This is a genomic window from Actinoplanes sp. SE50/110 (genome assembly GCF_900119315.1).
Classification (GTDB): Bacteria; Actinomycetota; Actinomycetes; order Mycobacteriales; family Micromonosporaceae; genus Actinoplanes.
The window spans coordinates 5048140-5074166 of sequence record NZ_LT827010.1; the positions used below are offsets into that span (position 1 = coordinate 5048140).

The window sequence follows — 26027 nt, forward strand, 5'->3', positions numbered from 1 at the left end:
CCCGGCCGGGCGGTGGGCGCTATTCGTCGTGGACGCCGTCCCCGCCGATGTCATGATCGCGGGGACCCGGGAAGCAGACTCCGATTGCGGCAGCCGCCACGGCACAGCAGACGGCGATGGCCGTGAACACGGACGTGTACCCGCCTGTGGTGCGGTGCAGGGTGGCCGCGCCCAGCGGTGCGCCGGCTTTGGCGAGGGTCATCGGCGCGACCAGGACGCCGGCGAGAGTGGCGTAGCGACGGGTGTCGTAGCGCTCGGCGAGGATGACGGGTTTGGCGATGGTGGCCACGCCGAAGCCGAGGCCGAACCCGACCACCGCCACGATGGCGCCACCGGTGCTGGCGCCGACTGCGGGCAGTAGCAGGGCCGCGGCGGCCTGGATCGCGAAGATGCCGGCGGTGATGGTGGTGGTCCGGTAGCGGCTTTGCAGGCTGGTGGTGATCAGCCGTCCGGTGACGGACAGGACGCCGAGGAGTCCGGCGATGGTGGCGGCGAAGGCGGGTGGGTGGCCCCACGTGGTGAGGGCGGCGACCAGCAGTACGGTGTAGGCACTGATCGCCATGGCATGCGTGGTGAATCCGGCCGTCAGCACCCAGAATGCGCGATCGGCCAGCGCGGCCCGAACGACTGAGGCATCGACGTCGCGGTGCCGGGTGACCAGGTTCGTGGCTGCTGGTGGCCGTCGGACGGTGGCGGCGTGCAGTGGCGCGGTGATGGCGTGGATGCCGGCGAGGATCAGCAGGGTGGTGCGCCAGCCGTGCTGGTCGGTGAGCCAACCGGTCAGGGGCAGGAAGATGGTGCTGGCGAATCCGGCGACCGCGGTCAGCGTAAGCAGCGCCCGCGAGCGGCGCTCCGGCCGGCACCAGGCGATGATCACGGCGAAGGCGGCTTCGTAGAGGCTGGCCGCCGACGCGACGCCGATGCCGATCTGCACGGCGTACAGCTGCCACACCTGGCCGACGTGCGACCACCCCACCAGCAGCATGGTCCCGAGCAGGGAACCGCAGGTCATCAGCGTGCGGCCGCCGTGGCGGTCCAGCCGGCGGCCGAGCGGCACGGCCAGCACCGCGGAGGTGAGCACGGAGGCGGTGAACGCGCCGGTCACGGCGGTGGTGGAGGTGTGCAGGTCGGCAGCGATCGGGACGAGGAACACGACGAAGGCGTAGTAGAGGGTGCCGTAGCCGATGGTCTGGGTGATCGCCAATGCCGGGACCAGGGTCCGGTTACCGGGCGGTGACGACCGTCGGTGCCCGCCGGCGCGCCGGTCGGCGGGCACCGATGAGCCGGCGGGGTGCTTCACGAGCCGAAGCGGGCGGCGTTCCCGGCGACCCGGCTGGAGCTGCACACCCCGGTCTCGGGCAGGTCGAGCTGCACGTCGTCGGCGGCGGCGAAGTCGCCCGCGAGGGCGGCGGCGATGGAGCGGACCTGCTCGTAGCCGGTGGCCATCAGGAAGGTCGGCGCCCGGCCGTAGGACTTCATGCCGACGGCGTAGTAGTCCGGCTCGGGCTGGCCGAGCTCGCGGTAGCCGTGCGGGGCGACGGTGCCGCAGGAGTGCCGGTTCGGGTCGATCAGGTCGGCCAGGGTGCGGGTGCAGCCCAGGATCGGGTCCAGGTCCAGACGCAGCTCGCTCGCGAAGCTGTGGTCCGGGCGGAAGCCCGTCGCGGACACGACCCGGTCGGCGCTCAGGGTGCGCCCGTCGGCGGCGACCAGGGTGATGCCGGCGGCATCACGGCGCACGGTCTGCACGCCGAACCCGGTGACCAGGGTGAGTCTGCCGGTGTCGACCAGGGCATGCAGGCCGGAGCCGAGCGCGCCGCGGGCCGGCAGCTCATCGGCGCCCTCGCCGCCGAAAGCCCGCTGCGCGGAGCCGCCGCGCACGGCCCAGGTGATCCGGGTGCCGGGCTCGGTCTCGGCCAGCCGCGCCAGGTCGAGCAGGGTATCGGCGGCCGAGTGCCCGGACCCGACCACGATGGTGTGCTTGCCGGCATGCTGCCGCCGGTCGGTGCCGAGCACGTCGGGCAGGGCGTGCTCGATCAGGTCGGCGGCGTCGGGCTCGCCGTGGGCGGGCAGCCCGTTCACTCCTAGGGGGTTGGGGGTGCGCCAGGTGCCGGACGCGTCGATGATCGCGCTGGCGGTGATCTCGGTGCCGTCGGCGAGCCGCACGACGAAGGGCAGGTCGGCGCGGCCGGCGGTGCGTACGCGGTCGACGCCGAGGCGGCTGATCGCGGTGACCCGGGCGCCGAGGTGCAGGTGTGGGGCGATCGCCGGCAGCTTGGCGAGGGGCTGCAGGTAGGTCTCGACCAGTTCGGCTCCGGTGGGCAGGCCGTCGTCGTCCGGCGCGGCCCAGCCGGCGGCGTCCAGCAGCCGGCGCGCGGCCGGGTCGATGTCGTAACGCCAGGGGCTGAACACCCCGACGTGGCCCCACTGCTGTATCGAGGCGCCGACCTGGTCACCGGCTTCCAGCACCAGGAACGGGAGGCCCTGCTCGTGCAGGTGGGCGGCGGCGGCCAGACCGACCGGTCCGGCGCCGATCACCACGACCGGCAGATCCCCCGGCTTCCGCGCGGTTACGCCGGCCGGTGGCGCTGCCGGGATGAGGGCCAGGTCCACCGCGCTGACCGTGGCGGCCGGCCCGCAGCAACCGGCCGCGGGGTCGGCCTGCACAGGTGCGGCCTGTGCGGCCGGACCGCAGCAGCCGGCGCCGTCGGCGACCGCCTCCGCCTTGGCGTCCGGGGCGCAGCAGGCGTCGGCGGCTGCGGCCTGTTCGACGGTGCCACAGCATGGGTCCTGCCCGGTGGCAGTCGGGGCGGTGTCGGAAGTGTCGCTACTCATCGCGGGTACTCCTGGTGAATGAAGGCCGAGTCGGATGGCGGTTTCGTCGAGCTCATCACACGGATTCGAAACGTGTCGAATCCGATGACTGTCGAAGCCAAGGTTGCACGCGGCTTCGATATCTGTCAACCTCGACCCATGTCGAAACCACCGGTCGTGTCCGTCGCCCCACAGACGCCCTGCTGCACGCCGATGGCGCAACAGCGGATCCCCGCCCCCGCCGCCGCCACCCTCGCGCAGGCATTCAAGGCGCTGGGCGACCCGATCCGGCTGCAGCTGATGTCGATGATCGCCTCGGCGCCGGGCGGGGAGATCTGCGTCTGCGACCTCACCCCGGCCTTCACGATCTCCGGGACCACCATCTCGCACCACCTGAAGGTGCTGCGCGAAGCCGGGCTGATCGACGGCGAACGCCGCGCCAGCTGGGTCTACTACCGCCCCCGCCCGGAGCTGATGCGACAGCTGTCGACCCTGCTCTCGGTCGACGAATCCGTGCCGGCCTGATCCCGACCACCCGTCACAGGCGGGCGCTGCGGCGCTCGATGAAGACGACGTCGCGCCACCGACCACCCTGCGCCGCGTGCCGGCCGATGCCTCCCGCACACCCACGACCCGGAACCCGCAGGATCGATGCAGGGCTGACCACCCACCACACCCGGAGCTGCACTGTCATGCCTTCTCTCGCACCCTGGCGGCGGCTGCTGGCCGAGTTCCTCGGCACCGCGCTGCTGGTCACCGCCATCGTCGGCTCCGGCATCATGGCGTCCCGGCTCTCGCCAGGCGACGTCGGCCTGCAGCTTCTCGAGAACTCGGTCGCCACCGCGTTCGCGCTCGCCGCGCTGATCCTCACCTTCGGCCCGATCTCCGGCGCCCACTTCAACCCGGTCGTATCCGCGGCCGACTGGTGGCTGGGACGGCGCACCCGCACCGGGATCAGTGGCGCCGATCTGGCCGGCTACACCATCGCTCAGATCCTCGGTGCGATCGGCGGCTCCATCCTGGCGAACCTGATGTTCGACCTCGCCCCGGTCACCTTCTCCGCCAGAAGCCGCGCCGCCGGGCACCTGTGGCTCGGCGAGGTCGTCGCCACCACCGGCCTGCTACTGTTGATCTTCGCGCTCGGCCGGTCCGGCAGAGCCGCCGTGGCCCCCGCCGCGGTCGGCGCGTACATCGGCGCCGCCTACTGGTTCACCTCGTCGACGAGCTTCGCCAACCCGGCCGTCACCATCGGCCGCGCCTTCACCGACACGTTCGCCGGCATCGCCCCGGCCTCCGTGCCCGGGTTCGTCACCTTCCAACTCGTCGGCCTGCTCGTCGGCGTCGGCCTGCTGCTCGCCCTGTACCCCGACGCCGGCAGGGCGGCGGACGACATCGTCGTCGACCACCCCGCCACCGCGCCCTGAGCCGGCTTCCACCCCTCCCCTCCACCACCGCGAGGACATCATGAGCGACACCAAGCCCACCGTCCTGTTCGTCTGCGTCCACAACGCCGGCCGCTCCCAGATGGCCGCCGGCTGGCTACGCCACCTCGCCGGCGACCGCGTCGAGGTCCGCTCCGCCGGCTCCGCCCCCGCCGGGACGATCAACCCGGCCGCCGTCGAAGCGATGAACGAGGTCGGTATCGACATCACCGACCAGACCCCGACCAAGCTGACCTGGGACGCCGCCCGGGAGTCCGACGTCATCGTGACCATGGGCTGCGGCGACGCCTGCCCGGTCTTCCCCGGCAAGCGCTACGAGGACTGGAAGCTCGACGACCCGGCCGGCAAGGGCGTCACCGCTGTCCGCCCGATCCGCGACGAGATCAAGACCCGCGTCGAAGCCCTGCTGACAGACCTGTTCCCGGCCGCTTGAGGGAGGCCCGCCCGTCGTTACGGGAAGCTGACCAGGTACGAGTTGTTGTTGGCGGAGTTCGCGGCCGCCCCGGTGTTGTTGATGATGTGCGAGATGGTGCCGACCCCGCCGAGCGAGACCGCCGCCATGTCGTGGAACCGCACGCCGGCGACCGCGGGCACCTCGAAGGAGTGTGCGGACGCCACCGCGTTGTTGACGTTGAAGAAGCAGTAGCTGCCCAGGCCCCACGCCTCGAACGTGGTGACGCCGTTCGCCACCTTGATCGCCGGGTAGCCGTTCTGGCTGCCGTTCATCCACGCGGCCTGGTTCGGCGGGTCGTACGGCATCTCGTTCTGGAAGAAGACGATCTTGCCGTTGGCGCCGTTCCAGACCACCTCGTTCTTCTGGTAATGCTCGACGAACAGGCCGGTGGCCAGGACGTTGTCACCGTTGACGAGGAGGCCGCTGTCGGCGGTGTTGACCGTCCAGCCGATGCCCTGGCCGTGGTCGGCGCGCCAGGCCCAGGTGTGGTCGACGATGGTGTCGTTGGTGTTGACGACCAGGCTGTTGGTGGCCTTGCCGGCGGCCATCCCGCCGATCCGGAAGAACACGTCCTGGACCGTGGTGGGGTTGCCGGCGTGCGCGACCCCCGACTTGGCCGGGCCGACCTTGAGCAGGGTGTCGCTGGTGGTGGTGCCGGCGTCGAAGAGCAGACCCTTGAGGCGGACCCCGTCGACGTCGGCGACGTCCATCGCGGTGACGCCGTTGTCCGGGATGATCGTCGGGTAGCCGATGCCCAGCACCACGGTGCCGGCCCTGGTCACGTGCAGCGTCTGGTTGACGTGGTAGACGCCGGGCGTGAAGAACAGGTTGCAGCCGTTGGCGAGCGCCGCGTTGATCGTCGCAGCCGAGTCGGTGGGCTTGGCGACGTAGAAGTTGCTCATCGGCAGTGAGCTGCCCGGGGTGCTGCCGCCGGCCCAGCTGGGCCCGCTGGCGTTGGTGCGCAGCGAGGGCAGGAAGACCCGGTATCTCCCGGCCGCGTCGAGATACAGGTAGGGCACGTCGCGGGAGACCGGCGTGGTGGCCAGGGTGGTGTAGCGCGGGCCGGACGCCGGGTCGGTGGTGAAGTGGGTCGCGGGCGCCCCGTTGGTACCGGAGAACACCATGTTCCAGTTCGAGCCGCTCCACGAGCCGAGCGTGCTGTCCTTGGTGTACCACTGCTGCTGGGAGGCGGATTCGACGGTGCCGTCGACCTTGGTGTCGGAGATGTAGCCGCCGCTGGCCCAGCCGTAGCTGGCCGGGAACAGGTTGAGTCCGCCGATCACGTGCATCCGGCGGTACGGCGCGGCCTGCGCGACGGCCCACCGGTTGGTGCCGCCGTTGGTGTTGACCGACAGGTTCTCGGCCGAGCGCCAGAAGTTCTGGGTGGCGTTGCCGGCGTCGCCGGCGTTGAACGCGTCGACCGTCACCGCGCCGTTGATCCGCACGTCGTCCGGGTTCTGCCCGAGGCCGAGGATCGAGGTGTTGAAGCCGATGTTCGCACCGACGTTGTACGGCGTGGTGCTCGGCTTGAAGACCAGCGCGTCGCGCCGGGTGCCGAACTGCGCGGTGTTGGTGTCCTTCTGCGCGTTGAACACGCTGTCCAGCGACGCCTGGATGGCGGCGTCGGTCATCGAGTGGTCGTAGATGTGCACGTTGGCGCCGAGGTCCGGGGTGTCGGAGTAGGTCGGGCAGGTGCCCGGATTGGGGGTGCCGACGGTGAACTTCTGCGCGCCGGTGCCGTTGCAGTCCCAGATCTGCAGCCGGGTGCCGTTGGCGGTGGCCCCGCCGGGCGCGTCCATGCAGCGGCCGGACTGCGGGTTCTTCAGGCTGCCGTCGGCCTGCGGGGTCCACTGCTGCGCGCCGGTGCCGTTGCAGTCCCACAGCTGGAGTGCGGTGCCGTTGGCGGTGCCGCCGCCGGTGATGTCGAGGCAGCGGCCGATCGTGGTGAGCGCGGTGCCGCTCCACGTCCAGTGCTGGTCGGCGCTGGTGCTCTGGCAGGCCCAGAGCTGGACGGCGGTGCCGTTGACGCCGGTGTCGTCACCGCTGACGTCGACGCAGGTGCCGCCGGGTGCGGCGATGGTGGTGCCGGTGATGGCCGCGGAGGCGGTGCCGGGGGTGCCGATGACGGCGAGCACGACGGTGGCCAGGGTTGCGTACAGCAGGCGGGGGACGAGTCTCATGGGCCGTCCTTACGGGGGAAGACGAGAGAGCGCTCTCACAAATGTTTCCTCAGTGTTTCCTTGTGAACGGAACGTGTCAAGCATCGATGAAAGGGCCGGGCAACTCATCGGTGCCCGGCCCCGCCCCACAGCGGCCCGGAGATCAGCTGACGGGCTCCTCCAGCACGTACCGCTTGGCCAGCCCGCCGCCGAAGTCGACCTCGACCTCGCGCCGCGCCACCAGCACCGCGCCGTCGCCGTGCACCGCGTAGCCGACCTCGGTCGAGTCCGGCACCACCCGCACCGCGCTGGGCACCCGCCCGCCGGCCGCGGCCCGGCGCAGGCGCCGCTGCAGCGACTCGCCGAAGAGTTCGTCGAGGTTCGACACCGCGTCGACGCCGGTCCGCTGCCGGGGCACCGGCCGCGGCGGCGCCGCGGAGGCGTCCCGCAGGTCGGCGACCGGCCGGGTGGAGTCGGCGATCCCGGTGACCGTGCCCTCGTTGTCGACCCGCACGTGCAGCCGCCCGCCGTCCGGGCTGACCACCGGCACCCCGTCGATCAGCTGCACGAAGCCCACGCTCCGCTCGCGCACCTGTTCGTCGACCTGCTCGTCGGCGCTGGCCCCGGCGTGCCGGTCGTAACGGATGTGGTCGAGCGCCAGGTCGGCATGCTCGGCCAGCCGGTACCGCTCGATCGCCTGCCGGGCGGCCGCGACCGCCTGCTCGTCGGTGAGCCGCGCGTCGCTGACGGCGGTGCCGGCCAGGGTGACCTCGCGGGCGCCGTTCGCGCCGAGCACCAGCCGGGCCTCGCCGCCGAACCGGTCGGTCCAGGCGCCGGCCAGGTCACGCGCGCTGGCCGCGGCGAACTTCGCCGAGCGGACCCCGGCCGGCACGTCCAGGCTGCGGGCACGCAGGCTGGCCCGGTCGTACCAGCGCCACCACCACCAGGTGGTGCTGGCCCGGCCGGCGTCGAAGAGCCGTTCGTTGAACAGCCGATCGGTGGCCTCGGCCTGGGTCGCGCCGCACGCGGTCACCGCCGGCTCCTGGCCGTGGCTGATCCGCCAGGACGCGTCGAGGAACGCGGTGCTGAACGACTTGTTCTTGTTCCACTCCTGGAAGAAGAAACGGCCGTAGTCGCCGTTGTCGACGCTGACCGTCTCGTATCCGAAAATCATCCGCAGCCCGAGGTTGGCGGTCTGCCAGGTCCGTATCGGCGACTGCCCGCCCTTGACCCGCACCGATTCGCAGGTCGACCAGAACACGTAACGGGCGTATTCGTTGCCCAGCCGCATGTCATTGGAACTGGTCCAGTGGTCGCCGCCCCAGTCGTTGCCGACCGGAATGGAGAACACCCCGTTGCTCGCCATTCCGCCGTGCCCGGAGTGATAGACCACCTTGGCCGCGTCGAAGCCGTAGTCGTCCAGGTAGTTGTCGTAGGTCTCCTCGTAGATCCACTGCCCCACGCTGGCGTCCCTGTACCAGCCGTTGGGCGTGTTGAACTGTTTCACGTAGTCGTAGAATCCCTGCGCATCGTCGTGCGTCAGGCTCAGATCACCGACGCCGGGCGGGAAATCCTCGATCGAGGTGAAGAAATAGATGTCCTGCTGGGTCCCCTTGGTGGCCTCGCCGGAGCCGCCGTTCGGGTCGGTCCCGGAGACCAGCCGGGCGTCGATCAGCTCGCTCATTCCGTAGCTCCTGTTCTGCGGTCGGACACACAGGAAGGAGCCGTTTTCCGGCGGGCAGATACCGCGGTGGCACGATCGGTGCGGACGACCGGCCGATCGGCCTACCCCACGAGAAAGGCACACCCCTTTAAAACATGATTTGGTACGTCACGCGGCTGCTCGCCGACTGCTCGACCGTCGCCGGTCATCGAGCGTGCGGTGATCGTCGCACCGCGCCCGGTGGCGCGCGGCACCACGGCCCACCGGGGTAGACCGCGCGCCATGTGGGTAGAGCGGACGCGTACTTTGAGAACCGTTCTGTGCGGGTGAGGGGAACTTCGTACGGTGAGCGACGTCTTCGCAGCGGACGCCGAGGTCGGCCGGGATCTTGCCGCAGTCGACTGGGCGGCCACCCCGCTCGGGCCGCCGGATGCCTGGCCACAGAGCCTGCGCACCGCGGTCAGCATCCTGCTGTCGTCGCGCTTCTCGATGTGGATGGCCTGGGGTCCCGAGCTGACCTTCTTCTGCAACGCGGCCTACCGCCGCGACACCCTGGCCCGCAAGTATCCGTGGGCGCTGGGCCGGTCCGCGCGGGAGGTCTGGGCCGAGATCTGGCCCGACATCGGCCCGCGCATCCAGAACGTGCTCGACACCGGTCAGGCCACCTGGGACGAGGACCTGCTGCTGTTCCTGGAACGCTCCGGCTACCCGGAGGAGAGTTACCACACGTTCTCCTACAGCCCGCTGCGCGACGACGCCGGCGCGCTGGTCGGCATGCTCTGCGTGGTCAGCGAGGAGACCGACCGGGTGATCGCCGAGCGGCGGATGGCGACGCTGCGCGACCTCGGCTCCGACCCGAGTGTGATCCGCACCGAGCAGGAGACCCTGGCCTTCGCCGCCCGCCAGCTCGACCGCAACCGCCGCGACCTGCCGTTCACCCTCACCTACCTGTACGACGAGGCCGGCCGCGCCCACCTGCGCGCGGCCACCGGGATCGAGCCGGGCCACCCGGCCGCGCCGGAAACCGTCGAGGCGGACCACCCGTACGCCGGTGCCACCGAGTCGCGGCTGGTCCCGCTGACCGGGGCCGGCCTGCCCACCGGCGATTGGACCGCCCCACCCGAGCAGGCCCTGGTGGTGCCGCTGCAGCCGTTCGGGTTCATGGTCACCGCGCTGAACCGCTACCGGCCGATCGACGAGCCCTACCGCGGCTTCGTCGAGCTGGCCGCCGGGCACGTGGCGGCCGGGATCGGCAGCGCCCGCAGCTACCAGGCCCAGCAGCGGCGCGCCGAGGAACTGGCCGAGCTGGACCGGGCGAAGACCACGTTCTTCTCCAACATCAGCCACGAGTTCCGCACCCCGCTCACCCTGATCATGGGCCCGGTCGACGAGCTGCGCACCCGGCTGGCCGGCGCCGATCAGCCGATCCGCGACGAACTCGACGTGATCCACCGCAACGGGCTGCGGCTCGGCAAACTGGTCACCGCGCTGCTCGACTTCTCCCGGCTGGAAGCCGGCCGGATGCAGGCCCGTTTCGAGCCGGTCGACCTCGCCGCCACCACCGGCGAACTGGCCAGCGTCTTCCGGTCCGCGATCGAACGCGCCGGGCTGCGTTTCGAGGTGGACTGCCCGCCCCTGCCCGAGCCGGTCCTTCTCGACCGCGGCATGTGGGAGAAGGTGATCCTCAACCTGCTGAGCAACGCCCTCAAGTTCACCTTCGAGGGCGCCATCCGGGTGACGGTCGCCGCCGGCGACGACGCGGCCGTGATCACCGTGGCCGACACCGGCATCGGGGTGGCACCCGAGGAGATGCCCCGGCTGTTCGAACGCTTCCACCGGATCGGCACCGCGCGGTCCCGGTCCAACGAGGGCAGCGGTATCGGCCTGGCCCTGGTCAAGGAGCTGGTCGGACTGCACCGGGGCACCGTCACCGCGGACAGCGAACCGGGCGGGGGCACCACCTTCACCATCCGGCTGCCGTTCGGCGCCGCGCACCTGCCGGCCGACGCCGTGGTCGCGTCCGGCTCGGCGGCCGCGCCGTCCACCACGGTCGAGCCCTTCCTGCAGGAGGCGAACCGCTGGCTGCCCGGTGACCCGCCACCCGAGGAGACGCCGATCACCCGGCTCGACGGGGCCACCGCCGACGTCCTGGTCGCCGACGACAACGCCGACATGCGCGACTACCTGACCCGGCTGCTGCGCTCGGCCGGGCACCGGGTCACCGCGGTCGGCGACGGCCGCCAGGCGCTCGACGCGATCCGCACCGACGCGCCCGACCTGGTGGTCAGCGACGTGATGATGCCCCGGATGACCGGACTGGAGCTGGTCACGGCGCTGCGGGCGGACAACCGTACCGCCGGGGTGCCGGTCCTGCTGCTCTCCGCCCGGGCCGGCGAGGAGGCCTCGATCGAGGGTCTCGAGGCCGGCGCCGACGACTACCTGTTCAAACCGTTCTCGGCGGCCGAGCTGCTGGCCCGGGTCCGCGCCAACGTGGAGCTGGCCCGGCTGCGCAACCACCACGCCCGCTGGCGCACCGCGCTGGTCGACTCGCTGCAGGAGGCGTTCTTCGTCTGCGACGAGGACGGCGCGGTCATCGAGATCAACACGGCCTTCACCGACATGATCGGTTTCGGTCCGGAGGATCTGCCGTACGCGCCGGTCCACCCGTGGTGGCCCGACCGGGAGTCCGATCCGGAGGCGTACGCCGAGGTCGCCGACGCCTTCCACCTGCTCATGCAGGCTCACCAGGGGGAATACACGGTCCCGGTCAAGCACCGTGACGGCCACCGGTTGTGGGTGGCCGCCTCGTTCAACCACGTGCGCGACCCGGAAAGCGGGCGGCGGGTCATCGTCGGCACCTTCCGGGACGTCACCGACGAGCACTACGCGATCCAGCGGGAGACCGCGCTGGCCGCGCTGAGCATGCGGCTCTCCGGCGCCGACGACCTGTCCGACGCGCTCACCGGCGCCCTCGACGAACTGCGCGGGCTGTGGCAGGCGTCGGTCGTGCTCGGCGCCGTCTTCACCGGCGACGCCACCCCCGCGCTGACCACCACCGACCCGGCGGTCACCTGGGCGGGCGCCCCGCAGGACCGGATCGTCGCGCTGCGCGACGGGCCGCCGCTGACCGCGGTCGCCACCCCCACCGAAGGCGCCGGGATCGCCCTGGAGCACCCGGACGGCACCCTGGTCGTCTGGATCGGGCTCGGCCCGCGACGCCCGTTCACCGAGCAGGACGAGACCCTGCTCGCGCTGCTCGCCGGGCACCTCGGTCAGGGTCTGCGCCGGGTGCACCAGATCGACCAGCAACGGGAGACCGCGCTCGCCCTGCAGCGCGCCATCCTCGGCCCGGCGCAACTGCCCGCCGGCTTCGCGGTCCGCTACGAGCCGGCCACCCGGCCGCTCAAGGTCGGCGGCGACTGGTACGACACCGTCCCGCTGCCCGACGGCCGGATCGGCATCGTCGTCGGTGACTGCGTCGGCCACGGGTTGCGCGCCGCCACCGTGATGGGCCAGCTCCGCTCCGCCTGCCGTGCCCTGCTGCTGCAGGACTCCCGCCCGGCCCGCGCCCTGGAGGCTCTGGACCGGTTCGCCGCCCTGCTGCCCGGCGCCAGCTGCGCCACCGTGTTCTGCGGGGTGCTCGACCCGGCGAACGGGCACCTGACCTACTCGGCGGCCGGCCACCCCCCGCCCATCGTGGCGCTGGCCGACGGCACCGTCGAGCTGCTCGACGGCGGCCGGGCCCGGCCGATCGGGATCCGCCCGCAGGACGAGCGGCGCGAGGCCGAATACGCGATGACGCCCCGCTCCACCCTGCTGCTCTACACCGACGGCCTGGTCGAGCGCCGCCGGCAGCCGCTGACCGCCGGCATCGAACGGGTCGCCGACGCGGTCCGGACCGGTCGGCGTACTCCGGTCGAGGAGCTGGCCACCGAGGTGATGGAACGCCTCGCCCCGGCCGGCGGCTACGACGACGACGTGGCCCTGCTGCTGTACCGCCAGCCCGGCCCGCTGGAGATCGAGTTTCCGGCCGAGTCGTCCCGGCTCGCCCCGATCCGCAGCGCTCTGCGCGGTTGGCTGGACCGCTGCGGCATCGACCCGGTCACTGCGCAGAACGTGCTGGTCGCCGCCGGGGAAGCGTGCGCCAACGCGATCGAGCACGGCCACCGCGACCTGACCGGCGGCCTGATCCGGTTGCGCGCCGCGGTCACCGCCGACGCGCTGCGCCTGATCGTGTCGGACACCGGTCGCTGGCGGGTCCCCCAGCCGGACGACAATCCCCACCGGGGCCGCGGCATCATGCTTATGCGCGCTTTCATGGGCGAGGTCACCATCACCACCGGCACCGCCGGGACCATCATCGACATGCAGACAAGGATCGTGTGATGACCACCGCGCTGACGCTGACCACCGGGCAGCAACCCGACGGCGCGCCGCTGCTCGCCGCGGCCGGTGAGATCGACATGAGCAACGCGGACACCTTCGCCGCGGCCCTGAGCGCCTCGGCCCCGGCGGCCGGCCGTCCGCTGCTGGTGGATTTGACCGCGGTCGAATATCTGGACAGTGCCGGCCTGGCCGCCCTGTTCCGCCACGCCGACCGGATCGAGGTCGTCACCGGCCCGCTGCTGGCCCCGCTGCTCGCCGTCTCCGGCCTCGGCGACCTCACCACGGTCCACAGCCGCTGACGCCCTCTCCGGCCACAGCGACCCCCGGCACAGTCCCGGGCCACCGACACCGCCTCCGGCCACAGCGACCGCGCTGCCGGGCGGTTCGGAGGTGGACACCGGCGCGTGTTCACATGTGTGCGAATTCGCATGCTCACCATGGGTGACGCCGCCCCCGTTATGGACCCGTTAACCTGCCTCGGCTTGACGGGACCTCTGCGGGCCGGGTTGACTCTGCCTGTTCATGAGCGATTCCGTCGGAATTTGTGCGCTCGAACTCGCTTGGAGGAGATGCATGCACCCCCTCGCCGACCGGCTGCGCGCAGCCCTCACGGCCGGCCGATCGGTCACCCTCTCCGCCGGGGACGTGCCGCTGTTCACCTACTCCTACGGCGCCGCCCAGCCCGAGCTGCGCGACCTGCGCACCCTCGACGGCGCCGCGCTCCCCTCGGCGGTCACCTGGACGCCGCCGCACGCCGCCCCGGGCGCCGCCACCCACGTCGCGATCACCGACCTGTCGTCCTCCGACGACAGCGCGACGGTCGCCCACCACCTGCGCTGGCCGGCCTTCGACGAGTGGCGTTCACTGACCGCCTCGCTGTCCGGCGCCGGCGCCTGGACGCTGCTCTTCGAGAACACCGTCACCAACGTCTCCGGCCGCCGCCTGCTCCTCGACGGCCGCTCCCTGGCCATGCCCACCCTCGCCGCGCCCGCCGCGGCGCCGACCGCCTGGCATGCCGCCCACGGCGACGACTTCACCCTGGTGGCCGTCGACGACGCCGCCAACCTGCAGCATCCGCCACGCTGGTCGGCCGGTCTGAGCCCGGCCCCGTTCGGTGCCACCGGCGTCGTCGTCGGCGTCGACCGCACGATCGCCTTCCGCTACGCGCTGGTCATCGCCCCGCCCGGGCCTCCCCCGGACGCGTTGGCCGGCCTCGGCCTGAACGCGCTGGCCGGCCCGTCGGTCGCCCGCCCGCATCGCTGCCATGGCGACCACTCCCGTGCCACCCCGACCCGCAAGGCCCGGGGCCGCGCCCTGACCCGCCGCCGCGACACCCACTGACGCGGCGCCACACCCACCGGCGCGCACGGCGCAACACCCACGGACCGCGCACTGCCACACCCGCCGACGCGCACGGCGCAACACCCACGGACCGCGCACCGCCACACCCGCTGACACCCGCACCGCCACACCCGCCGACGCGGCGCGGTTGCAGCCCGCCGTGACGTACCGCGCCTCGATCGGCCTTGACCGTGCTGTGCAGCGCCTTGCCCAGCGCGCCCTTGACCACCGATCCGGGCAGCAGCCCAGTGACCCTGCCGTTGAGGTTCCTGCCGTCGCGCACCCGGGCCGGCGGCCCGGGCCCACCCCGGGCCACGGGGTGGGCCCGGGGTGCTCAGGGCTGGGTGTCGCCGGCGCCGGTGCGGCGCTGGGCCTCGTCGACCGCCTTGTCGATCTGGTCGCTGTATTTGCCGCCGGTCCGCCGGTCCACCTGTTCCCCGGCCTTGTCCAGCAGTTTGTCGACCTGCTCGTCGTGCTTGTCGAGGAAGTCCTTCGCCTTGTCCAGGAAACTCATCGTGCATCCCCCTCAGCTGTTCCACCGTGCACGCCGCGTGGCGGCGACCGGACGCGCCGTTGATGGCGTACGCAATAACAAGGGTGACAGAAACGCCGGTGCCGCCGCCCTCTAGCATTGCGGCGGTTCGGCACGCGGGTGGAAACGAGGCGACATGCGCTGGCTCCGAGGGATCGGGAAACGACGGATTCCGCAGGATCCCGCCCAGCAGCAGGTGATGCTGCGGGAGTTGCGGCAGCGGTTCGGCCCGCATGCGGGGCGCCGGTTCGCGGCCCAGTCGGAGCAGGCGGCCGCGTTGCTGGCCGGGCCGGACGGGCTGGTGGTGGCGGCGACGGTGTTGCGCGAGTTCGCCGACGCGGCGTTCGCCGACGTGGCTCAGCAGGCCGCGGCGCTGGGGCTGACGCCGGATCGGCGCAACTACCGGCCGGTGTGGGAGGCCGCCGGGAAGCGGTTGAGGTCGCCGTTGTTCACCGGCCTGGCCGGTTTTCACCCTTATGTGCACGTCGCCGCCGCGGTGAGCGTGGTCGGCGGGCAGGCCGCGCAGACGGTCCGACTGGTCGATCCCCTGCCGCTGCTGACCCACATGTTCGAGGTCCTCGATCTGACGCTGGCCGGCTGGGAGTTCGGCCGGGTGCTGGTCGATGTCGACGGCGCCACCCTGGCGGTCAACCTGATCCAGGGTGCGACGGCGATCCGTGGGGAGATGTCCGATCCGCCGCCGCTGCCGCAGCCGGCCCGGACGCAGATGCGCAGCAACCGGAGTGTGAACGTGCTCGATCCCACGGTGAGCCGGATCGTCGGGCAGTGGAACCCCGGCAAGCAGATGCGCGAGTGCCTGCTGGCGTGAGGCGGAGTTTCCTCAACCGGGACGGCCGTGAGCCGATGTTCGCGGCAGTCCACGGAGGGAGGGAACATGTCGCAGGTTGCGCCCCGCCGGGTGCCGGCTCGTGCCGATGCCTGGCGGCCTCAGGATGAGGTGCTGAACGGCCTGATCCACAAGTGCATCGAGCAGGCGTACCGTCGCAACGCCGAGACCGGCAGCATGGCCGCGTTCTTCGGCGGCGTCATCGTGTTGATCATCCTCGGGGTGATCATGTCGACGGGCACCGGCAACCCGCTGCTGGCGATCGTCGTGGTGGTGCTGCTGGCCGGCAGCGGCCTGATGTACGCGGGGATGAACGCCCCGGCGCCGAAGGTCGACCCGATCCGGATCCTCGACGTGCTCGGCGGCCCGGGCAACCTGCCGGCCGGCTACCTGGTGTACCCGGCGGCGTGGCGCGCCGGCATGCCGGAGTTCCTCAACAAGGTCTCGGACCGGCAGGTGGCGGTCGCGGCGCGGCTCTGCCGGGAGCACCCAGGCTCGGTGGCCGACCTGATCCGGCTGGTGGCGACCGCCGAGCAGCACGCGCACGAGCACGCGTACGGCCGCTCGGTGACCGAGGGGGACATCTACCGTTACGCGCACCGCGCGACCGTCGAGTGGGCACGACTCGCTCCCGCCCCGATGATGGCGGCCCACTGAGAAGGTCACGATCGGCTGTTGCTCGTACGGTGCGGCCCGCTCCACCGGTGCTCTGCAACGATCGGCCGCCGGCCTCAGCCGGCGGCCGTCGCGCCATGTCAGCCCACGGGCCGGGCCGCCCCGGGCGCGGTCATCCCGATCCCATACGGCCGGTGGCGCCGAGGAACCGGTCGGGCACCGGTGCCCCGCCGGCCCCGGCCGGTTCCGCGGCGCCTACTTCGGCGGGAGGCCGAGCAGCAGCGGCTCCTGCGACTTCCACACGCACCTGTCCTGCGGGATCCCGGCCGGCAGATAGAACACCTGGAGGTGGTACTCGTTCTGGCCCGGGGAGATCACGAACCACCACGGGCAGCCGCCGGCGGTCGTCTTGGACGCCGAGTAGATCTGCCGGCTCCCGTCGAAACGTCTCCAGCCGGACGCCTCCGCCAGCCGTCCGTAGTAGCGGACCACCTCGGACCGCGAGAGCGGACCGATCAGGCTGCGGCTGACCGCGGCCATCGGGCTGTCCCCGCACTGATAGCCGTCCGGACTGAGCTCGTTGAGATGGCTGGCCTCCGGATGGTGCCGCAGGATCGACTCGCCGCCGATCGCCTGCACGGTGGCCGGGTCCGGCCCGCACTCCGCGGGGTGGCGGTCCCGGTCGTCACGCACCAGCAACGCACTGCCGACAGCTGCCGCGACCAGGCCGACCACCACGGCCGGACCGCCGTAGGTCAGCAGAGCCCTGGGCATCCTCACGTGCTTCTCCCCCGTTCCGATCACCGGCGGCGCTGATCATAGACGGGAGCGACGGCTATCCTGCGGCCGCCGCGACGGCCGCCGTCAACCGCCCGCGCACCCGTCGCCGGTCGGCGTCGGCGAGCTTGCGGTAGTGCCGGGCGGCGAGCGCCGCCGCGACCACGACCATGTCCTGCCGCATCTCCGGCGGCATGCCGTCCAACAGGTCGACGAGCGTCACCAGGTCCTCGGGGTAGGGGCGCGCGAGCAGCGCGTTGTGCGCCGCGATCCGGGTCTTCCGCGCCCCTTCGCGGCGCATCCGCACCAGGAACTCCACGGTGCCGGGCGCCGGACACCGCCGGAGGGCCCCGGCGACCTCGCGTCCCCGGTAGCCGTCGGTGATCCCGGCGCGCGCCGTCATCTCGCTCAGGACGGTCTCCGGCTCGGCCACCGCGAGGACGGCGGCCGCGGTCACGTCGACCGCCCGCCCGGGGTACAGCATCGGACGAGGCCGGGGTTCGCCCCCGGTCTCCCCACGCAGGCAGGCGAGCAGGGCCTCCCGTACGCCCGGCTCCTCCCGATCGCCCAGTGCGCTGATCGCCGGCCCGACGACGTCCGCCCCCTCGTCGGGATCCCGCACGCGTTCCAGGAGTGCGGACACCAGTCGATCGTCGTGGCGGCCGGCGCAGCCGCCGGCGGCGAGGTGCCGGATGCGGAGGCTCTCGTCCCGCAGGCCACGCAGCAGCAGGTCCTCCAGGCCCGGCGGATCCGCGTCGATGACCAGCTCCAGCGCCGCGCGCCGGACGGTCTCGTCCGGGTGGGCGAGCAGCTCGGCGGCCCGGTGCGGCAGGCGCTCGTCGCGGCGGCCGCGCGCCGCCGTCAGCACCTCCGCGACGACCGCCGGACTTCCGGTGTCGAGCAGGCGCAGCAGCGCGTCGTCGATGCCGTCCGGCCGCATGGCCCGCAGCAGCCGTGCCGCCCTCCCGGCCCGCGCGCCGCCGTCGCTCAGGCGCAGCACCAGCTCGTCGACCAGGTCGGCCGTGGGCGCGGTGGGCCCGGTGTCCCGACCGAACCGGTCGACGCTGTCGCCGCGGTCGACGACCTGCCGGAGGAAGGCCGCGGTGAAGCCGGGGGCCTGTGAGGCGCAGCGGTCGAGCGCGGCGCGGGCGGCCTGCGCGTCCAGGTCCGAGCGGTAGCCGGTGTCGCCGGTCCACACGGTCAGGTCGGCGCCCGCCGCGGACTCGGTCAGGTAGGCCTCCAGGCGGCGCAGCAGGGCCGCTTCGACCCGGGGATCCAGCGGGCCGGTCACCGCCTGCGCCGCGGCGGCCCGGACGTCGATGTCCTCGTCCGCGAGACCCGCGAGGATCAGGTCCGCGGCCGCCGGCCCGGCGCCACGGAGAACGGCACAGCCGGCGGCCCGGACGGCCGTCGGCCGGCCCGCGGCCAGCAGCGGCCGGACGGCGGCGATGCGCACCGCCTCCGGCAGCGCCCGCAGCGACTCCGTGCACGCCAGGGCGACCCGGCGCCGGTCGGCGCCGGCCCGGGCGAGCAGCGCGTCGAGGACCCCCGGCGAGTGCCGTCCGGCCAGGGACTTGGCGGCCTCCGCGGCGACATGCTCGTCCTCGTCGTCGAGTCGGGCGAGCAGATGCGCGACCGGTGACGGATCCTCGACGCTCGCGACACTCTGCACGGCGGCGTGCCGGACATCCGGGTCGTCCGCCTCGGTGAGCGCCAGCAGTTCGGCCGCCGCGGCCGGCGTGAGCACCGGAACGCCGCGCAGCGCGGTCACCGCCGACCATCGCAGGTAGGGATGGCGCACCACCGCGGCCAGCGTGCGCCGCAACGACCGCCGGCTCTCCGCGGTGAGAACGCCGTCGGCCTCCGGGTGTTCGGAGACCACCCGGACCGCCATCAGCCACCCCTGTCGCAGGACGTCGTCGTCCACCCGGCACAACCGCTCCACCAGCCGGCGCGTCCCACCGTCGTCCAGCAGGCCCCCGAGCATCGAGATCACCTGCAGCCACTCCGGGTCGAACCAGAGGTGCCGTTCGATGATCGCCCATCGGTCCTGCTCGTCCAGGGTGGCCAGGTGGCAGGCCACCAGGTACTCGGCGAAGGTCCGGTGCGCGAACAGGTAGCGGGCGCGGCGGCCCCGGGAGGTGTCGCCCTCCGGCACGATCAGCCCCAGCTCCACCGACAGCTGCTCGATCAGCCGGTCCGGCGTGCAGGCGAGATCGCCGAGTCTCGGCGACTGCCGGATCACCCTGGTGAGCGCATCGTGCGGCATCAGGTCGGCCCAGCCCGCGTCCCGATTCGCGAAGTGGGTGGCCACCTCCTGCACGAGGTCCAACAGGGTCTGGTTCTCCCGGTCGGACCGGTCGGCGCCGCGGTGCGGGCGCTGCAGGAACCACCGCAGGATCCGGCCGTAGAGTTCCACCCTGGTTCGCGGGATGTCCTGGTCCGCGCCGGCCAGCGAACACAGCAGGGCCAGCAGCAGCGGGATCCGCGCCATGCCGGACACCGCCGGATCGGCGACGGCCTTGAGCAGCCGGTCGCGGAGTGCCTCGGGCAGGCCCCAGGCGCGCACGTACGTCTCGACCTGACCGGTGGTCAGCCCCAGCAGTTCGATCTCCTCGGTGTCGCGCGTGTCGAGGCCGGTGTAGCCCGCGATCCGGCTCGTCACCAGCCACCGCCGGACGCCGGGACGGCGGGACCAGTCGCTGAGCGCGGCGCGCAACCGCTGCCGGGTGGCCGCGTCGGGCAGTTCGTCCAGCCCGTCGATCAGCAGGTGCACGGTGCCGGCGTCGACCTGCTCGGCGAAGTACGCCCGGGACCGCTCGGCGAGCCGTCCCCGGGCGGCGAAGTGCCGGGCGGCCGCCTCCCCGATCGACCACCGGAGACCCTCCGCCAGCGCGTCCGCACGGATCGGCACCGGAATGACCGCCGCGTGGTCCTCGTCGAGGGCGGCGAGGGCCGCCATGGCCAGCCGGATCGTCTCGGTGCGCACCAGCCACGACTTGCCGAGTCCCGGGTCGGCGAGCACCACGATCCGGTCGGCGCAGGTGCGCACCTCGTCCCAGGACCGTTCGGCCGCGGGAGCGTGCTCGTCGAGGCCGGCGTACTCCACCGGTGGCTGATAGGCGCGGTCGCCGTCCGGATCGGCGTTCCGGCCGGCGACCCGGGTCTTGAGCCGCACGCGGACCCGCTGGTGCAGGTTTGCCGAGCGGTCGTCCGGCAGGAACGCGGGAACCGCTCCCCGCGCGTCCCGCAGCGTCTCCCGCAGATAGGTCAGCATGTCGTGCCGGTGCTCGCGTGGCTCGGACGCGTCCTGCGCCGACTCCCGATACTCGGCCCGCTGGCTCAGCAACTGCTGCACGAGGTCGCGCAGCGCGGCGCCGGCGATCGCGGCCCGCTTGAGCTCCGGCCACAGATGCCGGGGAAGCGCCTCGGCGAACCTCTCCACCGACAGCGTCTGCTCCAGCAGGGCCAGGTCGAAGCCGACATCGGTCAGGGCGGTCCGGATGACCTCGGTGAAGCGGTGCTGGTTCGCGGCCGACGGCGTGGCGATCACCGACATCAACCGGGCCACGACGTCGGGCGAGAACGCCGGTCGCCACTCGGCGGCCACCGCGGAGATCCACTCGGGGGAGGCGGTCAGGTCGGCGCGTCGGGCGTCGGCGAACGCCGCGGACAGCGCCCGGGCGGCGACCGCGCTGAGCGCCACCCGTTCCGGATCACGCCGGTTGTGCTGATAGGCGCCGGTGGCCGCGAAGGCGTCCGCGATCGCGTTGCTCAACGCGCTGAGACCGATCCCGATCAGCACACCCGACATGGTGCTCCCTCCGCACGCGGATCCGGCACCACCAGGTAAGCGCGGGCCGCCCGCGCGGCGCAAGGGACGTGTCCCCGGATCGCTCGACGGGACCGCGACGAGCATGCCAGGATGTCGATGCAAACGTTTCCAGCAATCTTCAGTACCGAGTCGGGAGGTCGTCGATGGCGGAGGCTGTCGCGCTGCACGAGGTGGCGCTGCTGCTGCGGGCGGGCGACGACGTGGCGGTGGCCACCCGCGACCTGACCGCCGGCGAGACGTTCCACCACGCCGGCGCCGCACTGATCGCCGTCACCGCCGTTCCCCGCGGCCACAAGATCGCCCTGCGCGGGCTGGCGGCCGGGACACAGGTGCACAAGTACGGCCAGGTCATCGGACGGGCGACGGAAGCGATCCGGGCCGGGGAGCACGTACACGCGCACAACCTGGGCATGGACGCGGTCGAGCACGACTACGAGTTCGCGACGGCGGTGGCGGCCCTTCCCGGCGCGTCCTCGGTGCGCACCTTCGAGGGGTTCGAGCGGGCCGGCGGTACCGTCGGGACGCGGAACTTCGTCGGCATCGTGACCTCGGTGAACTGTTCGGCGTCGACGGCGCGGATGATCGCCGACCAGTTCCGCGGGCCGGTGATGGACGCGTGGCCGCACGTGGACGGCGTGGTGGCGCTGTCCCACGACTCCGGGTGCGGGATGGTGCCGGCCAGTGAGGGCGGCCGGATCCTGCGGCGGACGCTGCGCGGCTACGCGACCCATCCGAACATCGGCGGGCTGATCGTCCTCGGTCTCGGCTGCGAGATGCTCGGCGTCGAGACGCTGCTGAGCGAGCTGGACGCGCCGGCCGACACACTGATCGAGCGGCTGACCATTCAGGAGACCGGCGGGATCCGGGCGACCGTGCGGGCCGGGGCCGGCGTCGTCCGGGAAATGCTCGACCGCCTCGACCAGCGGCGACGCACGACCGTGCCGGCGTCGAAGCTGATCCTGGGCCTGAACTGCGGCGGCTCCGACGGCTACTCCGGGATCACCGCCAACCCGGCGCTCGGGCACGCCTCGGACCTGCTCGTGGCCCAGGGCGCGACGTCGGTGCTGGCCGAGACACCGGAGGTGTTCGGCGCGGAGCACCTGCTCACCCGGCGCGCGGTCAGCCGCGCGGTGGGGCAGCGGCTGCTGGACCGGATCGCCTGGTGGCACACGTATGTCGAGGCCGGCGGCGGCACCCTGGACAACAACCCGTCACCGGGCAACAAGGCCGGCGGGCTGACCACGATCCTGGAGAAGTCGCTGGGCGCGGTCGCGAAGGGCGGCGCGGCGCCGCTGTCCGCGGTCTACGAGTACGCCGAGCGGATCAGCGGGCCGGGCTTCGCCTTCATGGACACCCCCGGCTACGACCCGGTCTCGGTGACCGGGCTGGTCGCCGGCGGCGCCACGGTGGTCTGCTTCACCACCGGACGCGGGTCGGTCCTCGGCGGCAAACCGGCGCCGGTCATCAAGATCGCGACGAACAGCGAGACGTTCGAGCGGATGCGCGACGACATGGATCTCGACACCGGCGGCATCGTCACCGGGACCACCAGCATCGAGGCGGCCGGCGCCGAGATCTTCGAGACGATCCTGGCGGTCGCCTCCGGCCGCCCGACCGCCGGCGAGGACCTGGACCTGGGTCGCGACGAGTTCGTCCCCTGGCAGCTCGGGGCGGTGACCTGACCGGGTCGCTCAGCGGGCCGGGGCCGTCACGGTGATCGTCACCGACGCCGCCGGGTGCTCCACGCTGGCGCAGCGGTACCGCCCCGGCTCGTCCAACGCCAGGATCTGCGTCTCGCCGGCCTCCAGCCGGGTGTGGTCGTTGTTCGCCCCCGGCGTGCAGCGCAAGGCCTGCGGCGCACCGGACCGGTTCACCACCGCGAAGTTCCCGGTCGCGGCGACCTCCGCTGCCGCCGGCGTGAACCGCCCGGCGGCGGTGATCGTGAGGGCCGGCTCCGGGGCGCCGCACCCGCTCTCCCCCGCCACCGTGAGCCGCAGCGCCGCGCCCCCGCCGTGCACCGTGAAGGTGCCGGCCTTGGGGAACTGCACGACCTGCCGCTCGTCGGCGTCGACGACGCTGGTGACCATCCCGGCATCCGGCGCGGACCGCAGCGGATGCGCGGCCGTCGTCCGGTTCACGAAGGCCAGGAAGGCCCCGCGCCTGATGGTCAGCCGGGCCGGGCTGAACGCCTCCCCGGCGGCCGTCCGCACGATCAGGACCTTCGCCGCCCGGGTACAGGCCGCGTCGACGGCCTTCGCGGCCGCCGACCCACCGGCCGCCGAGCTACCGGCCGTGGCCCCGCCGGAGACCGGCCGCGGCGGCGCGTCCCCGGAAGGACTGCACCCGGACAGAACCGTCAACCCCGCCGTGCACACCACGACCCACCGAACCGTCGTTCCCGGCACCCGATCTCCTTCCGCAGGCCTCCTCCCCAAGGAACGGATGGTGCGCCAGGTCGGATCAACCGGTCGCCCGTACCCTAAGATCGCCGGATGATCACGGCGATGGTGCCCGATATCGTCCGGCGGCGGCTGTCCACCCTGGACACCCGGATCGACCCGTACTCCTGGCTGGTCACCGGGGTGATCACGGTGGTCGCCGGGATTCTGCGCCTGACCGGGATCACCCAGCCGCGCAAGCTCGTCTTCGACGAGATCTACTATCCGACCGACGCCTGGGACATGCTCACCCACGGTGTCGAATGGGACGAGAAGAGCGACAGCGCGGGGTACGTCGTTCATCCGCCCCTGGGCAAATGGCTGATCGCCGCGGGCGAGAAGGTGCTCGGCAACACCGAGCTCGGCTGGCGGCTGCCGACCGCGCTGGCCGGCACCCTGATGGTCCTGCTGCTGATCCGGATCGCCTACCGGATGTTCCACTCGATGGTGCTGGCCGGCGCCGCCGGGCTGCTGATGACCCTGGACGGCTTCCAGCTGGTGCTGTCCCGCACGTCGCTGCTCGACATCTTCCTCGGCCTGTTCATCCTGGCCACGTTCGGCGCCATGGTGATCGACCGGGACCACTACCGCCGCGCCCAGCTGCGCGCGCTGGAGACCGGCTCGTTCCGGTACACGCCGTGGTGGCTGCTGGCCACCGGCGTCCTGTACGGCCTGGCCTGCGCCGTCAAGTGGAGCGCCCTGTTCTTCCTGCCGGCGTTCGCGCTGCTGATCGTCGTCTGGCGGGTCCAGGCCCGCCGTTCCGCCGGCCGCACCAGCCCGATCCGCCGCGGCATCGCCGGCGATCTCGGCTGGGGGGTGTTCAGCTTCGCGCTGGCGTTCGGCACCTACCTGGCCAGCTGGACCGGCTGGCTGGTCACCGACGACGGCTTCTACCGGCACTGGCGGGCCGCCAACGGCATGGGCGAGCCGCCGTTCCTCGGCGCCCTGCTCAACCTGTGGCACTACCACTCGGAGGCGTACGGCTTCCACAGCAACCTGACCACCCCGCACCCGTACCAGTCCTGGCCGTGGCAGTGGCTGCTGCTGGGCCGCCCGGTCGCCTTCGACTGGACCACCCCGGCCGGCTGCGGCGCCCCCAGCTGCGCCCGCGAGATCCTGCTGCTGGGCACCCCGCTGCTCTGGTGGTCGTTCCTACCGGCCCTGATCGCCCTGATCTGGCTGGCCGTCGCCCGGCGCGACTGGCGGGCGTACGCCATCCTGGCCGTCACCGCGGCCGGCCTCCTGCCGTGGTTCTGGTTCGCCGCCACCGACCACCGCACGATGTTCTCGTTCTACGTGATGCCCGCCCTGCCGTTCCTGATCCTCGCGGTCGTCTACGTCCTCGGCGCCATCGTCGCGGCGCAGCGGGCCGCAGGAATCGCGCTGGCCGCGGCGTACGTGGTGCTGGTCGCGGTCTGCTTCGCCTACTTCTGGCCGATCTTCACCGACCAGCCCATCCCGTACGACAGCTGGTCCGACCGCATGTGGCTCGGCAACCGCTGGATCTGACCCGGGCGCGTGCCGGGCGGCCGACAACCAGAAGTCGAGCCGGCGGTAGCCGGTCAGGACAGCTTCGAGCCGGAGATCTTCGGGTTGCCGGAGCCGAGGTAGAAGATGCCGGGCAGGCCGGTGGTCTCGAAGCCGGCGCTCGGGTTGCCGTGCAACCGGGAGTTGCGGATGACCACCGTGCCGGTGCGGTCGTTGCTGACGAAGAAGACGGCGCCACCGCCCTCGGCGGCCCGGTTGTTCTCGATGACGGTGCCGTCGATGGTCAGCGTCATCCGGTCGCCGTCGTTGTAGATGGCGCCGCCGCTGCCGCCGCCCGGGGTGCCGGAGCGGGCCGGGTTGGCGCCCTTGCCGACCGCCGCGTTGCCGGAGAACCAGCTGTTCAGCACGGTCCAGGAGACGCCGATGCTGCTCAGCGCCGACCCGTTGGAGCAGACGCCGCCGGTGAACGTGCTGCCCACCACGTACACCGGGGTGTCACCGCCCTGGTCGAGCACCCGGATCGCGGCGCCGCCCAGGTCGGGCCCGGTCCGGTCGCACCTGTTGCCGGTGAACCGCGAGTTGACCACCTTCAGGTGCCCGCCGCGGACGAAGATCGCTCCCCCGCCGCCGCCCTCGGTCCGGTCCCCGGTGCTGTTCCCGCCGGTGAACGCCATGTTCTGCACGGTCAGGCGCGGCGTGTCCTGATCCTGGCAGTGCGAGGTGGTCCAGCCCTGCGCCCGGTCGCACGTGTTCATGTAGAGGATCCGCCGCTTGCCGCCGCCGCTGAGGGTGACCTTGTCGCCGCCGTCGAGCACCAGGGCGGTGTGCGCGTTCTTCACCTTGGCGGTGGCGGTCATGGTGATGGTGACCGGCGCCGGACCGCAGTTGAAGGTGACGATCCCGCCGGCCGCGACGGCGGCGACGACCGCGGCGGAGGTGCAGCTCGCCGGGGTGCCCGAGCCGATCGTACGGTCCGGCCGGCTCGTGTCGACCGCCTTGGCCGCTGCCGGAACGGCGGCCCGGCCGGCGGGATTCCCGGGTTTCGGCAGCGTCGATCCCTTGACCGCGGTGGACGGGGACGGCGACACCGCCGCCGACGGCGCCACCAACACCGGCGCCGACTCGGGCAGCGCGGAGCCGGAGGCGCCCGGCGCGGCCACGAAGGCGGGCGGCGCCGGGTCCGGGTGTGATGAGCACGCACCCACCATGAGCAGGCTCAGCGCCCCGGCCAGAAGACCC

At 72.5% G+C, this 26027-nt stretch carries 20 protein-coding genes; 10 read left to right on the forward strand and 10 right to left on the reverse strand.

What is annotated here, in order from left to right:
• Positions 1-19: 19 nt before the first annotated feature.
• Positions 20-1300 (reverse strand): MFS transporter, encoded by a 1281-nt coding sequence (locus ACSP50_RS22645; protein WP_014691604.1) that lies wholly within the window; start codon positions 1298-1300, stop codon positions 20-22.
• Positions 1297-2832 carry an FAD-dependent oxidoreductase gene (locus ACSP50_RS22650; RefSeq protein WP_014691605.1) on the reverse strand — a complete coding sequence of 512 codons (1536 nt, stop codon included), beginning with the start codon at positions 2830-2832 and terminating at the stop codon, positions 1297-1299. The genes ACSP50_RS22645 and ACSP50_RS22650 overlap by 4 nt, the downstream gene beginning before the upstream one ends.
• A gap of 138 nt (positions 2833-2970) precedes the next feature.
• Between ACSP50_RS22650 and ACSP50_RS22655 the strand changes: the two genes are divergently transcribed.
• Positions 2971-3336: a metalloregulator ArsR/SmtB family transcription factor gene (locus tag ACSP50_RS22655; protein WP_043511970.1), complete on the forward strand. Its 366-nt coding sequence runs from the start codon at positions 2971-2973 to the stop codon at positions 3334-3336.
• Between the two features lie 13 nt (positions 3337-3349).
• Here the strand turns inward: ACSP50_RS22655 and ACSP50_RS42150 are convergent, their stop codons facing one another.
• Positions 3350-3505 carry a hypothetical protein gene (locus ACSP50_RS42150; protein ID WP_155123590.1) on the reverse strand — a complete coding sequence of 52 codons (156 nt, stop codon included), beginning with the start codon at positions 3503-3505 and terminating at the stop codon, positions 3350-3352.
• On the opposite strand from ACSP50_RS42150, the gene ACSP50_RS22660 reads away from it, so the two are divergent.
• Both ACSP50_RS22660 and ACSP50_RS22665 read left to right on the forward strand, forming a co-directional pair.
• Complete coding sequence (locus ACSP50_RS22660; RefSeq protein ID WP_014691607.1) at positions 3504-4235, forward strand: MIP/aquaporin family protein; 732 nt, start codon at positions 3504-3506, stop codon at positions 4233-4235. The genes ACSP50_RS42150 and ACSP50_RS22660 overlap by 2 nt on opposite strands.
• 40 nt (positions 4236-4275) lie before the next feature.
• A complete protein-coding gene (locus ACSP50_RS22665) occupies positions 4276-4686 on the forward strand; it encodes an arsenate reductase ArsC (RefSeq protein WP_014691608.1) in 411 nt (136 codons plus the stop codon).
• Between the two features lie 17 nt (positions 4687-4703).
• On the opposite strand, the gene ACSP50_RS22670 is transcribed toward ACSP50_RS22665, so the two are convergent.
• Positions 4704-6887, reverse strand: coding sequence for a ricin-type beta-trefoil lectin domain protein (locus ACSP50_RS22670; protein WP_014691609.1), 2184 nt, complete (start codon positions 6885-6887; stop codon positions 4704-4706).
• Positions 6888-7029: 142 nt separating this feature from the next.
• The gene (locus tag ACSP50_RS22675; RefSeq protein WP_014691610.1) at positions 7030-8550 is read right to left on the reverse strand and encodes a DUF6345 domain-containing protein; all 1521 of its coding nucleotides are present in this window, start codon (positions 8548-8550) and stop codon (positions 7030-7032) included.
• Between the two features lie 324 nt (positions 8551-8874).
• Between ACSP50_RS22675 and ACSP50_RS22680 the strand changes: the two genes are divergently transcribed.
• The 3 genes from ACSP50_RS22680 to ACSP50_RS22690 all read left to right on the forward strand — a co-directional run bounded on the left by ACSP50_RS22680 (position 8875) and on the right by ACSP50_RS22690 (position 14256).
• Positions 8875-12915 (forward strand): SpoIIE family protein phosphatase, encoded by a 4041-nt coding sequence (locus tag ACSP50_RS22680; RefSeq protein WP_014691611.1) that lies wholly within the window; start codon positions 8875-8877, stop codon positions 12913-12915.
• Positions 12915-13214: an STAS domain-containing protein gene (locus ACSP50_RS22685; RefSeq protein ID WP_014691612.1), complete on the forward strand. Its 300-nt coding sequence runs from the start codon at positions 12915-12917 to the stop codon at positions 13212-13214. The genes ACSP50_RS22680 and ACSP50_RS22685 overlap by 1 nt, the downstream gene beginning before the upstream one ends.
• A gap of 274 nt (positions 13215-13488) precedes the next feature.
• Positions 13489-14256: a hypothetical protein gene (locus ACSP50_RS22690; protein WP_014691613.1), complete on the forward strand. Its 768-nt coding sequence runs from the start codon at positions 13489-13491 to the stop codon at positions 14254-14256.
• A gap of 334 nt (positions 14257-14590) precedes the next feature.
• On the opposite strand, the gene ACSP50_RS22695 is transcribed toward ACSP50_RS22690, so the two are convergent.
• Positions 14591-14770, reverse strand: a complete 180-nt coding sequence (locus tag ACSP50_RS22695; protein WP_014691614.1) for an antitoxin — start codon at positions 14768-14770, stop codon at positions 14591-14593.
• Positions 14771-14924: 154 nt separating this feature from the next.
• Between ACSP50_RS22695 and ACSP50_RS22700 the strand changes: the two genes are divergently transcribed.
• Positions 14925-15617, forward strand: a complete 693-nt coding sequence (locus ACSP50_RS22700) for a hypothetical protein (protein ID WP_014691615.1) — start codon at positions 14925-14927, stop codon at positions 15615-15617.
• A 66-nt stretch (positions 15618-15683) separates the two neighbouring features.
• Entirely contained in the window at positions 15684-16292 is a 609-nt protein-coding gene (locus ACSP50_RS22705; protein ID WP_014691616.1) for a hypothetical protein, read from the forward strand.
• Positions 16293-16505: 213 nt separating this feature from the next.
• On the opposite strand, the gene ACSP50_RS22710 is transcribed toward ACSP50_RS22705, so the two are convergent.
• Positions 16506-17030: a hypothetical protein gene (locus tag ACSP50_RS22710; RefSeq protein ID WP_155123591.1), complete on the reverse strand. Its 525-nt coding sequence runs from the start codon at positions 17028-17030 to the stop codon at positions 16506-16508.
• Between the two features lie 55 nt (positions 17031-17085).
• Positions 17086-20841 carry a HEAT repeat domain-containing protein gene (locus ACSP50_RS22715; protein WP_014691618.1) on the reverse strand — a complete coding sequence of 1252 codons (3756 nt, stop codon included), beginning with the start codon at positions 20839-20841 and terminating at the stop codon, positions 17086-17088.
• A 164-nt stretch (positions 20842-21005) separates the two neighbouring features.
• Here ACSP50_RS22715 and ACSP50_RS22720 point away from each other — a divergent pair, with 164 nt between their 5' ends.
• Complete coding sequence (locus tag ACSP50_RS22720; RefSeq protein ID WP_014691619.1) at positions 21006-22544, forward strand: UxaA family hydrolase; 1539 nt, start codon at positions 21006-21008, stop codon at positions 22542-22544.
• Between the two features lie 9 nt (positions 22545-22553).
• Here ACSP50_RS22720 and ACSP50_RS22725 read toward each other — a convergent pair whose 3' ends face one another.
• Positions 22554-23267, reverse strand: coding sequence for a hypothetical protein (locus ACSP50_RS22725; protein ID WP_014691620.1), 714 nt, complete (start codon positions 23265-23267; stop codon positions 22554-22556).
• 87 nt (positions 23268-23354) lie between these two features.
• Here ACSP50_RS22725 and ACSP50_RS22730 point away from each other — a divergent pair, with 87 nt between their 5' ends.
• On the forward strand, positions 23355-24809 hold the full coding sequence (locus ACSP50_RS22730; protein WP_099343845.1) for a dolichyl-phosphate-mannose--protein mannosyltransferase: 1455 nt from the start codon (positions 23355-23357) through the stop codon (positions 24807-24809).
• Positions 24810-24862: 53 nt separating this feature from the next.
• Here the strand turns inward: ACSP50_RS22730 and ACSP50_RS22735 are convergent, their stop codons facing one another.
• Positions 24863-25996 (reverse strand): hypothetical protein, encoded by a 1134-nt coding sequence (locus tag ACSP50_RS22735; protein ID WP_014691622.1) that lies wholly within the window; start codon positions 25994-25996, stop codon positions 24863-24865.
• Positions 25997-26027: the final 31 nt, after the last annotated feature.

Coding starts and splice junctions, on each gene's coding strand:
- ACSP50_RS22650 (WP_014691605.1), bottom strand. CDS start 2,832: ATGAGTAGCGACACTTCCGACACCGCCCCGACTGCCACCGGGCAGGAC.
- ACSP50_RS22655 (WP_043511970.1), top strand. CDS start 2,971: ATGTCGAAACCACCGGTCGTGTCCGTCGCCCCACAGACGCCCTGCTGC.
- ACSP50_RS22660 (WP_014691607.1), top strand. CDS start 3,504: ATGCCTTCTCTCGCACCCTGGCGGCGGCTGCTGGCCGAGTTCCTCGGC.
- ACSP50_RS42150 (WP_155123590.1), bottom strand. CDS start 3,505: ATGACAGTGCAGCTCCGGGTGTGGTGGGTGGTCAGCCCTGCATCGATC.
- ACSP50_RS22665 (WP_014691608.1), top strand. CDS start 4,276: ATGAGCGACACCAAGCCCACCGTCCTGTTCGTCTGCGTCCACAACGCC.
- ACSP50_RS22670 (WP_014691609.1), bottom strand. CDS start 6,887: ATGAGACTCGTCCCCCGCCTGCTGTACGCAACCCTGGCCACCGTCGTG.
- ACSP50_RS22675 (WP_014691610.1), bottom strand. CDS start 8,550: ATGAGCGAGCTGATCGACGCCCGGCTGGTCTCCGGGACCGACCCGAAC.
- ACSP50_RS22685 (WP_014691612.1), top strand. CDS start 12,915: ATGACCACCGCGCTGACGCTGACCACCGGGCAGCAACCCGACGGCGCG.
- ACSP50_RS22690 (WP_014691613.1), top strand. CDS start 13,489: ATGCACCCCCTCGCCGACCGGCTGCGCGCAGCCCTCACGGCCGGCCGA.
- ACSP50_RS22695 (WP_014691614.1), bottom strand. CDS start 14,770: ATGAGTTTCCTGGACAAGGCGAAGGACTTCCTCGACAAGCACGACGAG.
- ACSP50_RS22700 (WP_014691615.1), top strand. CDS start 14,925: ATGCGCTGGCTCCGAGGGATCGGGAAACGACGGATTCCGCAGGATCCC.
- ACSP50_RS22705 (WP_014691616.1), top strand. CDS start 15,684: ATGTCGCAGGTTGCGCCCCGCCGGGTGCCGGCTCGTGCCGATGCCTGG.
- ACSP50_RS22715 (WP_014691618.1), bottom strand. CDS start 20,841: ATGTCGGGTGTGCTGATCGGGATCGGTCTCAGCGCGTTGAGCAACGCG.
- ACSP50_RS22720 (WP_014691619.1), top strand. CDS start 21,006: ATGGCGGAGGCTGTCGCGCTGCACGAGGTGGCGCTGCTGCTGCGGGCG.
- ACSP50_RS22730 (WP_099343845.1), top strand. CDS start 23,355: ATGATCACGGCGATGGTGCCCGATATCGTCCGGCGGCGGCTGTCCACC.
- ACSP50_RS22735 (WP_014691622.1), bottom strand. CDS start 25,996: ATGGTGGGTGCGTGCTCATCACACCCGGACCCGGCGCCGCCCGCCTTC.